This is a genomic window from Sandaracinus amylolyticus (assembly GCF_021631985.1).
Classification (GTDB): Bacteria; Myxococcota_A; Polyangia; order Polyangiales; family Sandaracinaceae; genus Sandaracinus; species Sandaracinus amylolyticus_A.
The window spans coordinates 6559455-6572163 of the sequence record NZ_CP070225.1 but is presented as its reverse complement, the minus strand read 5'-3'; the positions used below and the strand labels follow the sequence as shown (position 1 = coordinate 6572163).

The 12709-nt window shown below is 66.0% G+C and carries 9 protein-coding genes and 2 pseudogenes; 7 read left to right on the top strand and 4 right to left on the bottom strand.

The features are described 5' to 3' along the window. Window positions 1-9 precede the first annotated feature (9 nt). The 6 genes and pseudogenes from I5071_RS27860 (at window position 10) to I5071_RS27840 (ending at window position 9407) form a co-directional block, all read left to right on the top strand. Complete coding sequence (locus tag I5071_RS27860) at window positions 10-6849, top strand: RHS repeat-associated core domain-containing protein (RefSeq protein ID WP_236515951.1); 6840 nt, start codon at window positions 10-12, stop codon at window positions 6847-6849. Continuing rightward, window positions 6846-7385, top strand: coding sequence for a hypothetical protein (locus I5071_RS27855; protein WP_236515948.1), 540 nt, complete (start codon window positions 6846-6848; stop codon window positions 7383-7385). Before I5071_RS27860 ends, I5071_RS27855 begins: the two co-directional genes overlap by 4 nt. A gap of 800 nt (window positions 7386-8185) precedes the next feature. Then, a pseudogene (locus I5071_RS47050) lies at window positions 8186-8389 on the top strand (IS630 transposase-related protein); the annotation flags it as partial. Between the two features lie 13 nt (window positions 8390-8402). After that, entirely contained in the window at window positions 8403-8597 is a 195-nt protein-coding gene (locus I5071_RS27850) for a hypothetical protein (protein ID WP_236515946.1), read from the top strand. A gap of 52 nt (window positions 8598-8649) precedes the next feature. After that, a complete protein-coding gene (locus tag I5071_RS27845; RefSeq protein WP_268921151.1) occupies window positions 8650-9141 on the top strand; it encodes a transposase in 492 nt (163 codons plus the stop codon). Then, window positions 9138-9407: a hypothetical protein gene (locus tag I5071_RS27840; RefSeq protein ID WP_236515944.1), complete on the top strand. Its 270-nt coding sequence runs from the start codon at window positions 9138-9140 to the stop codon at window positions 9405-9407. Before I5071_RS27845 ends, I5071_RS27840 begins: the two co-directional genes overlap by 4 nt. Before the next feature lie 780 nt (window positions 9408-10187). On the opposite strand, the gene I5071_RS27835 is transcribed toward I5071_RS27840, so the two are convergent. The 3 genes and pseudogenes from I5071_RS27835 to I5071_RS46860 form a co-directional block, all read right to left on the bottom strand. Then, window positions 10188-10736: an IS630 family transposase gene (locus I5071_RS27835; RefSeq protein WP_236607684.1), complete on the bottom strand. Its 549-nt coding sequence runs from the start codon at window positions 10734-10736 to the stop codon at window positions 10188-10190. After that, the gene (locus I5071_RS27830) at window positions 10733-11143 is read right to left on the bottom strand and encodes an IS630 transposase-related protein (protein WP_236515942.1); all 411 of its coding nucleotides are present in this window, start codon (window positions 11141-11143) and stop codon (window positions 10733-10735) included. The genes I5071_RS27835 and I5071_RS27830 overlap by 4 nt, the downstream gene beginning before the upstream one ends. A 132-nt stretch (window positions 11144-11275) precedes the next feature. After that, window positions 11276-11736 (bottom strand): annotated as a pseudogene (locus tag I5071_RS46860) (DUF1456 family protein). Between the two features lie 122 nt (window positions 11737-11858). Between I5071_RS46860 and I5071_RS27815 the strand changes: the two are divergent. Next, on the top strand, window positions 11859-12170 hold the full coding sequence (locus I5071_RS27815) for a hypothetical protein (protein WP_236515938.1): 312 nt from the start codon (window positions 11859-11861) through the stop codon (window positions 12168-12170). Between the two features lie 69 nt (window positions 12171-12239). Here I5071_RS27815 and I5071_RS27810 read toward each other — a convergent pair whose 3' ends face one another. After that, the gene (locus I5071_RS27810) at window positions 12240-12665 is read right to left on the bottom strand and encodes a hypothetical protein (protein ID WP_236515937.1); all 426 of its coding nucleotides are present in this window, start codon (window positions 12663-12665) and stop codon (window positions 12240-12242) included. Between the last annotated feature and the right edge of the window lie 44 nt (window positions 12666-12709).

Here is a 12709-nt window from a genome sequence, read left to right as displayed (position 1 = left end):
AGAACCTCGATGAGACGCACAGCGAGTCGCCTCTGGGTCGTTTGCTGGTTCCTCGCACTCGCCGTGAGCTGCGAGGGAAGCTCCCACGGCTCGGATGGTGACGCCTCGGTCCTATCGGAGAGCATTCTCGATTCGACTGAGATCGTAATGACAGGCGGGCCGAGCTACGCAGACACGTCGGTTCGCTCGGCGGTTCCTGATGCGAACGAAGGCAGCTCATCGAACCTCGATGTGGGCCCAAGTGCGATCGGGCTCGTCCGGTTCGACGCCAATGAGATCGCAGCTCTGCTCGACGGCCGAGTTCTGCGCGAAGCTTCGCTGGTCCTCGCGACGAACAACTGCTCACTCCAGACCTACTCCGTCCACCGGATGCTCGAGCCGTTCGACGAGGCGACCTCCACGTGGGCGTGCCGTGTCGAGAGCAACCCAGGCGATGGCTCCATCAGTTGCACGACACCGTGGGGCACCGGATGGGGAAGCGCGTCGGGTCCGCACGCAACCGCGGCAACGTCCGAGGACACGCTCGAGCAACTCGGCGATCCGCTCGTGTTCGACGTGACCAACGACGTGTTTCGACTGCTCGCCGATCCGTCCACGGCGCACGGCTGGGCGGTCCGCGGTCCGTCGGGTGGGAATGCGTGCAAGCCTCGCTCGCGCGAAGCTGGCACCGCACTCGCGCCGCGCTTGGTCCTCAAGTACGAAAGCGATCCCGAGTTCGCGCCGACGGAGCCGACCGCGCCCGCGCTCGACCGCGGCACGCCAACGCACGTGTACGCCGCGATGTCCTGGTTAGTGGACCCCGACTACGGCCTCCAGTGGGGCGTGACCGATCCGCTGGACCCCGACCGCGCATCACTAATCCGCGGACGAGTCCTCGGTCGAGACGCGATGCCCGTCTCCGGTGTCCGAGTTTCGATCGCAGGGCGTCCGGAGCGCGGCGCGACGAGAACCAGACTCAACAAGGATGGGGTGGAAGCGACGGGTACCTTCGAACTCCTGGTCAATGGCGGCGGGCCGATGACCATTGAGTTTCGCCACCCAGACTACCTCCCGGTCCAGCGCACCGTCGATGTCCCGTGGAACGACTGGATCAGCGTTCCCGAAATCGTGCTCACGCCTCGCGATGCGATGGTCTGCGCAAGTGTCGGGGCCTCGGGGGGATTTGCATTCGGCGCAGAGCTCAGTAACCCCGACGGACGCGGGAAACGCTGGACCGGCGCGTACGTGCCCGCCGGGACGGAGATCGATGTCGATCGCGACGGCGTGGGCGACTACGACGAGTTCGATATCTGCATGGTCGAGATGACGGTCGGAACTGCGAGTGGCGATCCGTGCACGAACGATGCGGAGTGCGAGACTGGCATCTGCCGTAGTGGTGCATGTCGGCCGCCGCTCGACGCGGACATGCCGGGCGAACTCCCTGCCACGACGAGCTACACGTTCGCCGCGGATTACGAGGTGCGGGTCGGCGGCATTCCGGTACCCGAAGGGTACGAGTTCGTTGGGCCCAGCGCCGGCCATCGCGTCTTCGCGTACGTGCGCGGCGACGAGCTCGCCAGCTTCAAACAAGGCCAGGTGCCGGTTGGTACGTACGACGCTACTCGGGGTGCGTGGCTCGCGGGCGACGACGGCGTGATTATTACCGTCAACCGGGCTGGCGGCTGCTCGATTACGCCGTCGCTCCCCGTTGATGAGGAAACTGCGATCTGCGGACAACCTGATCGGTTTGGAGACGGAGAGCGATTCTGGCGAGCTCCAGTCCGGCACTTCTCCCCGCTGGACCTCAATTATCTCCTGCGCCTACTGGGATTGCTCCCGCGTCCCAGCGATACTGAAGGTGCCAAGTCTCCGGATTGCCTCACGGAGAACCCAGGCTCGGTCATCCACTGCGAGAATCAAGCGCTCGGAGAGCGTGTCCCGCTCGTCGGCACTGGTGGCAACTTGAGCTACGTTTCGACGCACCAGACGGGGCGCGCCGACGCATTCACGGCAAGGTTCACCCCGATCACGGACGCTACGTTGGCCGTCGATCCGGACCGCGTCCGGGTCGAGTTGCTGGTCGCAGGACGTCGGATCCCCGCGAGTGGGAGTCCGTTCACCGCGACGGAGGCGCGGAACGAGCAGTACGCGATGTGGGACGGCCTCGATGCCTACGGGCGGCGAATGATCGGTGTCCAGCTCGCGTACCTGCGGATCGGCTACGAGTACGACTCCGGCTATGTCCGACCTGCAGCGGGCAGCGAGCGGAGTTTTGGCCGCGCTTATTCAGTCACTGCCGGCGATGTCTCGGACACCGGTTCCGCGACGTTCTGGGTGACGACGCGCGTGCCACTCGGCGTTCTGGATGACCGCGAGTCGGGGCTGGGCGGCTGGAGACTCGAAGGGCACCACGCGTACGATCCCGCGACCGGAACGCTCTTCTACAGTAACGGAACCCAGCGGACCGCCCAGAGCACGTCAGGCGTCACCGACACGCTCGCGCCCGTGCTGCCCAGCACCATCCAGGGTCTCGCCGTCGGTCCCGACGGCACCGCGTACTTCTACTGGAACGGTCGACTGCACCGCAGGAGGCGCGCTGCGACGGCGAACGAGGCGTTCGGTCCAGCAACGGGCACCATCTCCTCGGCGCCGGGGCTCGCGTTGTCGCGCGATGGGCGTGTGCTGTACGCCGCGGATCCCAACAACGACCGTGTGTACCGCGTCGACGTCGAAACCGGAGCGTTCGACGAACTCGTGGGTGACGGGACGGACGCGTTGCCCACCGCGGACGTTCCGACGGTGGGGCCTGCGAGCGTCCAGCTCTCGAATCCGCGCGGAGTCGCGGTCGGCCTCGACGGCTCGATCTACATCGCGGCGAGCGGAAACAACCGCGTCCTGCGCTACGTCCCGGGGCCCCGGGACGTGATCGGAGGTGCGCGCGACGATAGCGAGTCCCTCCTAGAGATCTTCGCGGGCGCGACGTGCACCGCCGGCGACACCCGCGCGCTGTGCACTCCTGCCCCTGGTGTCTACGCCGTCGCTGTCGGTCCTGACGGTTCCGTCTACTTCAATCGTGGGAGCGGATCTGGCTACCAGCCTGCGATCGTCCGCGTCACGCCTGACGGACTCGCTCGCGTGCACGTCGGCGGCGGCGCAGCGAACGCGGACGTCGCAGACGGCGCCATTGCGGCGTGCACGACCACGAATGACAGCAACTGCGCTCGAATCTCGGCGAGTCCCAACATCTATGCGCTCGCCCTCGATCGCAGCGGGGACCTGTGTTTCGCGCAACGCCCCCTGGACGTCGGGCTCCCGACTCAGACTGGGCATCGCGTGCGGTGCGTTCGGAGCGATGGACGCGTGTACACGATCGCGGGGCTCAACGACGCGGCATGCTCGCTGTCGACCGGCGATTGCTGGACAGCCAACGAATCGGGATATGCTTCCACACGTACTACGATCGCCGAGATCGGATCGGTCGCGTGGTCGCCCGATGGCCGGCTGTTCTACGCGGACCAAGGCCGGCTCAGGGTCGTGCGGCCGCTGCTCGATGCGAGCCTCATCGCGCCACATCTGATCGCGTCGGAGGACGGCAGCATCCTCTACGAGTTCTCCGAGGGCGGGCGCCATCTCCGTACGCTCGACGGGGTGACTCACACCGAACTCGTCGAGTTCGACTACCGAACCGACGGGCGGCTCGCTGGATTCTGGGATCGCGAGGGCGCTTACACCTCAATCGCGTACCTCACCAGCCCAAACCGCATCGTGATCACCGCTCCAGGCTCGCTCGCGACGACGCTGACGCTCGGGACCGGCGCATCGAGCGGCTACGTCACCTCGATCGCGAATCCCGCAGGCGACGTACGCGGCGGAGGCGCCAGCCCGTTCCTGTATCACGCGTCGCTCACGGGCCTGCTCACGCGCTTCACCGACGCCCTGGGACGCGAGCACTTGTTCACCTACCAGGCGGACGGTCGTCTGCGCATCGATCGCGACGCGCCCGACGACCCGGGTGGTCCGACGACCGAGCAGGAGCTGCTGTACACGCGCATGACGGACCATCAGCGGGTCGAGCGTGACGACGCGGCCGAGCACACGACCACGTACCGCTTCGGCTATGCGGGAGACCCCCGACGCCAGCGGATCGAGACAGCGACCGGTGCATTCCGCGATTCGACGCGGAGTTCCGACGGGCGTGCTTCGACATCGACGGACTGGACGGGAACGACCGTCACTACCACGACCGCGCCGGACCCGGTGCTCGCGGGCGCGAGCCGACTGGCGCGGCTGACGATCTCGCGCCCCGAGGCCGGCGCGAGCGAGACTACGTTCGCGCGCACCCGCACGAACTCGGCCTCGTGGACTCAGACCGACTCCATGACGAACGGCGACCGGACGTTTGCGCAGACGACCGCGTTCGACGACGCCATCGACGAGTACACAGTGGTCTCAAACAGCGAGAGCGCGGACCCGAGCCGTCGGGTCACCACGGTCCTCGATTCGAGAGGCCGCGTGACGCAGATCTCGATACCGGGCCAGCATCCGATCTGCGTCAGCTACGCGAGCGCGACCTCCGACCGCCCGTCAGACGTCATTCAGGCCCCGCTGAGCGGCGGGACGTGCAACGCGAGCGCGACGCCGCGGCGTCACACGCATTTCGACTATCATCCGACGCGTCGCTGGCTAGTTGGCGTGACCCAGCAAGGAGAGACGACGACCCTGACGCCCGACGATCGCGGGTGGACGACCTCCGCGCTGCTGCCGGGCAGAAGCGACGTTGTCGATATCGAGCGCGACGCCGAGGCAAACCTCAGGTGGATCGAGACGCCGGGCCATTCATCGTCCCAGCGGCATGAGTTCGCGTACACCGGACGCGATCTTCCAGACACCTACACGCCACCTGCCGCGACCTACTCGGGCGCGCAGATCGTGAGCACGACCTACATGCTCGATGGCCAGCCGGATCAAATCACGTTGCGGGACGGCCGCGTGGTCGACTACGGCTACGAACCCGATGGCCGCGTCTCGTCGGTCGGAGGAACCAGCACCTTCCCGGACGATGCGATTGCCGTGCAGCTCGACGCAGGCGGGCGCCTGGCCTCGGTAGCCCGCGGCACTCAGGCGCTGAACCGCGAATACGACGGCGATCTCCTGCAGTCGGAGACCTGGAGCGGTCTGATCAATGGTGTCGTAGAGCACTGGTCTGCGCCGAACTGGACCGGATCCGTCTTGGCCACGGAAACCGTCTCGTTCGACGCGTCGCCCGAGCAGGTCGTGTCCCACGAGCTCGACGACGATATGTGGCCGAGCGGCGTCTCGATCTCTCCCGCGCTGCCGAGCGTAGTGCTGTCATACTCGACGAACGCGCGCGCGGTGGTGACGGGCGACATCGAATCGGACGAGAGCGTCAGTGCATTCGGTGAGATCGCACTACTCGACTACACGGACGCCTCCACGGGCACGACGCTGATGCGCCGCGAGGTCTGCCGTCGCGACGCGAACGGAAGGATCGAGGCTGTACTCGAGACGACCTCCAGTGGCACGCGGCGCGAGGAGTACGACTACGACGCCGCCGGTCGGCTGGAGGGTTGGCGTCAGATCCCGGGGTGCTCGACCTGCGGTGCGACCTGCAGTGGACCTTGGACGACCTACGCGTACGACGACGCGGGAAATCGCCTGACGCACGCACCCAACGCAGAAGACCAACCTACGGTTGGAGGTCGTACTTACAATGCCATCGGGCAACTCTCGTCTCGCTCCTACGGCGCGTCGGGCACTGGGACCTTCGCCCACGACCGCTTCGGTCACCTGCGGCGATTCACCCTCGGAAGCACGGCCCACACGTACGTGTATGATGGGGCAGGACGTCTGGTGGGGGTCGAGGAGCCGAGCGGGGCGTTCGAGGAGTTCCTTTATCGAGACGCGCTCGAACCGATCGGCTGGCGCCGTCACTGGCTGAGCGGGAGCACGTGGATCGACGACTACGCGTACTTCGGGTACGCAAGCCGCCCGCACGCGCCCGATGCGATGTGGATCGATCGCGGAGGCGACGGTACCATCGACTTCACGTATCGAATCGTACTCGACGAGCGAGGCAGCGTTCGGCGCATCGTCGATCTCGCGACTGGAAGTGTCGTGCAGTCGATCGACTACGATCCTTGGGGCGTGCCGACGTTCGGCGGCGCCGTGCGGGCACAGCCCTTCGGATTCGCAGGCGGCATCTACCTCCCGGCGCCACAGCTGTGGCATTTCGGAGCGAGGGACTATGATTCCGCGCTAGGTCGCTGGACTACGAAGGACCCAATCCTATTCCGGGGCGGACTGAACCTTTACGAGTACGCTGGTAGCGATCCCGTGAATCGCGCCGATCCGTCGGGGCTGTTCGTTGTGGCAGTCGGTGGAACCTTCGGAGCCGCCCTCGGCCACGGCGTTGCAGGAGGCACCGGCGTGTACGTCGACATCTACAGGGAAAACAACAGTTGGCACATGGAATACGGTGTATACTTCAGCGGGAGCTATTCCAACGGAGTCTCCATCGGTGCTGGAGCCGGGGTCGCCGTGTCGATCAATCCCGGGCGACGCAGTGACTTCGAGGGTGTGGCGCAAGGATTCGGCGTCGGGTTCGCTGCTCGTCAGGCGGGGTTTACCGTAGACGTGAGCTGGCCGATCGGCTCGGGCGGATATGGAGACATTCAGTTCGATCGTCCTCCGACTATCTCGGTGGGATGGCAGGGGGGCGGTGAGATCGACTTTCACGGGGCCATTGGAAAGACGTGGGCGTTTCCCCACGGACATATCGACTTCGACGGAGGTCCCGTGCCCGTTCGGGGCCGGGCGACTTCCGCGGCACACTCTAGGCCGTGTCCGTGAGCTGGAAACGGCTCCTGGCGTTCTGTCGTTGTGCGCATCCCGTCTCGTGGGAGCGGCCGAAGCAGTGGCGGGCCGACTCTCGCGAACTCGGGATCGCGCTCGAGCGTGATGGGTTCCGCGACAACTACTGGTTGTGCGGCCCGATCCCTCCGTGGCGCAAGATCGCGGGCCTCCTCCCCATTGCACTCTTCGGCTACGTGTTCGGGAGCCTCGCGTCCGCGCTCACCGTCCCGGTGATCGCGCTCGTGCTGCTCGTGCTCGTCGGCGTGCCGACGCTCGTTGCCAGCGCATTCTATGTTCGCGCCGCGTGTGGTCCGGTTGTCATTCGCCGGCCCGATGGCTTCGAGCTCGGCTCGCGCTCGGAGGGGCTTCATCGCGTCGCGTGGACTGACGTCGCGCGCTGGGCGCGTGCCGAGAGCTTCGGGACCGTCGTGTACTGGCTGGATCTGGGTGACGCGTCTCCGCTTGTGACGCGCGTGCTAGTCCTGCCGCTGCCCACGCTGGGCCGGCGCGCGGCCCCGACAATAGGCTTATGAAACCACGCCCGTAGTGGTTTGAGTCATGGCGCTGCTTCCTGCGAGAGCTTGCCCATGCTTCGGCGTTGCAAGTGAACGGCGCTCGGAATGCCGACGAGACGAGCGCCGCGGAGAGCTTGTGGCCCGCTACTGCGGGCAGTGGGGGAGTCGCGCAGGCCGCGCACGAGACGGCACGGTTCGCGGCGACGCGCGCTCGTCGGGCGTCAGCGTGTGCGGAGGCGAGGCGTGCTCGAACGTCGAGCTCGCGCCCTGCATACGCCTCGTCTGGCGTTCGGCCACCGATCCAAGAGAATGCGCACATCGGGTTTGCGGCCGAGCTCGACATGTACGACGGTCCTGGCGCCGCCGAGGCCTGGTTCAATGTGCTATCTCAGGCCTGTGAGCGATCGTCGGCGGTGACCCGCCCCTCTCGCGTCCAACGTGGAGCCACGGGGCGTGAACACCACCACTCTCTTCGATGAGCGTTGCCGTGAGTTGGAGACCCTCGTGCGGTCCAACAACTTCCTTCGTGGAGACGTCCGCGCGCTGGCAGCACTGCCCGGGGTCACGCCGCGCGTCATGACGCTGGACAGCGCGCGAGCCGAAATGACGGAGTACTCGGACGATCGCCATGCATCTCTGTTTGGGCCGGAGATGTCGTTTTCCGACAACAAGTCGCGGCTGCTGAGTAAATGCAAGCGGGCGCAGTACTCCGCGGAGGATTCAGCTGCATGGCGCGAGTGCATTTTTCGGAGCTTAACCCCAGAGTGCGTCTCGGTTGATCCGTTGCTCCACGTAGATCGAGGTGATCTGCTTCGCGGATGGCTGAGGCTTATCCGATCGAACTCCGAGAGCGGGTCGTTCGCGCGTACGAGGCTGGCGAGGGCAGCGCGGCGGTGATCGCGCGGCGGTTTCAAATCGGAGAAGCCACGGTCAAACGGTGGCTGTGGCGGAAGCGCGACGAAGGGCACGTCCGACCGACACGGAAAGCGGGCGGTACGCGATCGGCGATCGAGCGCGAGGAGATCCGACGCGATCGTGGAAGAGCTGAAGGACGCAAATGCGGTGGAGATCGCGGCGGCGTACAACCGAGGTCGCCGCGGCTCCGCGCGCGTCCATGTCTCCACGATCAAGCGCGCGCTGCACCGGTTCGGCTACGTGGTGAAAAAAAGCGCAGACGGCCGCTCGAGGTTCGTCGCCCCGACGTCGTCGAGAAGCGCGCCGCGTTCCTAAAGCGCGTGCGACGCATCCCGACCGAGCGGCTCGTCTTCCTCGACGAGTCGGGATGAATCTGTCGATGAGTCGCAGCCACGCTTGGGTGAAGCGAGGCATGGAGGCGATCGACCGATTGCCGATGAACTGGGGGAAGAATCTCACTCTGCTCGGTGCGATTCGATGGGACGGGTGGGTCGTGCTGACCACGATGTTCGCATCGACGAAGGCGGACCGGTTCGTGGACTGGGTCGCAAAGAAGCTGCTGCCGAAGCTCCGACGCGGTGACGTGATCGTGATGGACAACCTCAGCGCGCATCACGATCCGCGCGTCGTGCCGCTGTGCCGCGAACGCGGCGTTCGCGTGCTGTATCAGCCGCCTTACTCTCTTGACCTCAATCCAATCGAGCCCGCGTGGGCGCTTCAGAAGCAGCACGTCCGACGTCACGCGCCACGTACCGCTGATCACCTCCGGCGAGTCGCGCGCCGCGCCAGATATCGCGTAACGCCGCGCCACTGCCGAAGCTGGTTCACCCACGCCGGATACTCGGCTCCACTCAGGTGATCGGTGGGGTTAGAAAGCTCGATACGTTCGTGCATCGGCGTGTGGAGGAAGAAGGCGGCGAGCCGGGCATTGCCGGAGAGGTGTACTGCGATTTTCAAATGCTGTTGCTCCACGCGCTTTCCGCGGACAGAGCGGTCGCGGACGTTGAGGGCGGTGCCGCCTACCTTGCCCGTATTGCGCAAGTGTATCGCGCCGGCGGCTTGCCGGTCGGATGGCTCGGGCTGTTCCCGGCGAAAGGCGAAATGCTCGTCCGGAGTGGTTCCTGAGCGATTCAGTCTCGGAGCGACGGCAAAGCAATCAAGCGGTGCTCCGTGCGAGAGCTTGCCCGTGCTCCGGCGTTGCAGTTGAACGGCGCTCGAAATGCCGACGAGGACGAGCGCCGCGAGGATGTCATGGAGCGCTATCGACGGCCGATGGTGGCAGCGCGCAGGTCGCGCACGAGACGGCGCGGTTCGCGGAGAGACGCGCTCGTCGCGCGTCAGCATGTGCGGAGGCGAGGCGAGATCGAAGGTCGAGCTCGCGCCCGACGTACGCCTCGTCAGGCGCAGCTAACCGGTCCCTGATGCGCGATGGCGCAGCTCCCATCGCCGCCACGGCCCAGCAGTTGGGCGGGGCAGCGCACGTATGTTCTTCATCATCTCGGATCCGATCCAGCATGGCGATGGCGTCTACGATCGCGACAACATCCTGGTTGTGACGCCGCGATACCATCGCGAAGTGCTCGATCCCACGTGTCACTACTGACGTGCCCTTCTCCCGGTTTGACGTAATGACGGTGTACTGAATGCCCCAGCAAGGCTGAGATCGCTGATGTCGTACGCCGGCTTCAGGAGGCTCGTGGGACCGAGGAAGAACTGCAGTCGCTCCAGGATTGGCTGACGCGCGCTGTTGCTCATCCGGCTATATTCGATCTCATCTATTGGCCCGAACGCGAGATGTCCGTAGAGGAGATCGTGGAACGAGCGATCTCATACGCTCCCCTTATCACGCCGTCGACGGCGCCAGGCGATGGTGGCTCTGGCGCCGGCGAGCCCTAACCCCACCGATCACCTGATGGGAGCCGGATATCCGGCGTGAGTGAACCAGCTTCGGCAGTGGCGCGGCGTTACGCGGTATCTGGCGCGGCGCGCGACTCGCCGGAGGTGATCAGCGGTACGGGGTGCGTGGCGTCGGACGTGCTGCTTCTGAAGCGCCCAGGCCGGTTCGATCGGATTGAGGTCAGGAGAGTAAGGCGGCTGATAGAGCACCCGAACGCCGCGCTCACGGCACAGAGGCACGACGCGCGGATCGTGATGCGCGCTGAGGTTATCCATCACCATCACGTCGCCGCGTCGGAGCTTCGGAAGAAGTTTCTTCGCGACCCACTCCACGAACCGGTCCGCGTTCGTCGACGCGAACATCGTGGTCAGCACGACCCAGCCGTCCCAACGAATCGCTCCGAGCAGCGTGAGATTCTTCCCCCAATTCATCGGCACGCGGTCGATTGCTTCCTCGCCTCGCTTCACCCACGCGTGGCTGCGACTCATCGACAGGTTCATCCCGGATTCGTCGAGGAAGACGAGCCGCTCGGTGGGGATGCGTCGAACGCGCTTCAGGAACGCGGCGCGCTTCTCGACGACGTCGGGGCGACGAACCTCGAGCGGCCGTCTGCGCTTTTTTTCACCACGTAGCCGAACCGGTGCAGCGCGCGCTTGATCGTCGAGACATGGACGCGCGCGGAGCCGCGGCGACCTCGGTTGTATGCCGCCGCGATCTCCACCGCATTCGCGTCCTTCAGCTCTTCCACGATCGCGTCGATCTCCTCGCGCGCAATCGCCGATCGCGTGCCGCCCGCTTTCTTCGTCGGTCGGACGTGGCCTTCGTCGCGCTTTCGCCACAGCCACCGTTTGACGGTGGCTTCTCCCACTTGAAACCACTGCGCGATCGCCGCCGCGCTGCCCTCGCCCGCCTCGTACGCGCGAACGACCCGTTCTCGGAGCTCGATCGGATAAGCCTCAGCCATCGGCCAAGCAGATCACCGCGATCGATGTCGCGCAACGGATCAACCGAGACGCACTCTGGGGTTAACGTGCGCGGCTCCGTGAGCACGGCGAGCGCGAGCTCGCTGACGAGTCACCGATCGTGATCGCGTAGATCACCCGCGGACGCGGTTCGTCAACGACCTGAGGAATCTCCGCAGGAACTGATCACCGCACGGGCGGTAGTTCCCCAGCCCGGGGCTGCGGAAAAGCGCGCTCAGCTCGTGCTTCGAGACCGGGAGCTGCGCGTCCTGCATGATCGCGAGCATGTCGCTGTCCTTGAGCTCGAAGGCGACGCGCGGCTTCTTCAGCACGTGTTGTTTGGTGACCGGGGTCTCGATCGGCTTGGCTGCGATCATCTCGTTCCTGCCGCGTCGATAGATGATCAGCCCATCGAGGAAGTGCGCCATGACGGCGTCGGGACACGCGCGATAGCCGACCTCGTCCTCCTTGAGAGGTAACCGGCGACCTCGCTGAGCGGGACCTCGAGCCCGCCGAGCTCGATGATCGTGGCGATGGTTAACTCGCTGACGTTCAGCATGTGCCGAACGCTGCGTAGGACGTCGTTGTGGATCATCGTGATCTCGAGCGCGGAGCGTAGCGCCCCGCGCGCGAGAGAAGGGCTCAATAGGTCAGGCCCGGGAAAGCGTCGGCGCGCCTGCGCCAGCTGCGCATCGCGCTCGGGAAGGACCGAACGCGGTGAGTGCCATCGCCGAGAGATCGGTGCCCGCCACGCCGCGCGAGGATCGATGGCTCGATCTCGCCGACGCGCACCTGCTGGCGGTACGGCGACACGACGACATCGCCGAGGTGGTGACGACGACTTGGCGCGAGGAGCACGTAGTACTCCGCTTCGGCGGGGTGATCGGCGTAGTCGACCGATCGCCGGCGGAGGTCGCGGGGCTCCTGCAGATCGGCGAGGGCGACGCGCCCGCCGGGGTCGATCGCGACGCTCCGCGCTCCGACGGTGCGCGTGTCGCGTTCGCGTTCACCAGCGCGTGGGAGTACTAACCCGTCGTCGAGATCACGTGCGACGCGGCGTCGTTCGAGCTGACGAAAGATCTCGCGCCGAGCTGAGGATCAGAGCTTCGCGTCCGTGGCTCGCTCTAGCGTCGCACGCACCGCAGCGGTCGCGGCCCGGCGGGCATGACGCAGCAACAACGCCGCGAAGACCGGCGCATCGATCATGTCGAACGAGATCCGGACGACCGTGCCTCGGGCGAGCTCGAGGACCCAGCAGCGAACCGTCGGGCTCGCGCGCACCGCGCGAACGTCGGTCCACTCGAAGGAGAACGCGCGGAACATGGAGTCGACTCCGCGTGCGCCCTTCTCATCGACGTCGATTCGGATCCGCGCCCAGCCGACGACCAGGACGAGCGACAGCGCGACGAACGCCGCGAGCCCAGCCACGACCGGAACGGGGTTATGGAGTGGGGCAATCCACGCCGGTCTCCACGGGGTGGAGGCGAGCACTGCGGCAGCGCCGCAGAACCCGGAGAAGGTCATCCCAACAACCCCCAGCACGGCGTAGGCTCCCGGGAGCGCGAGAC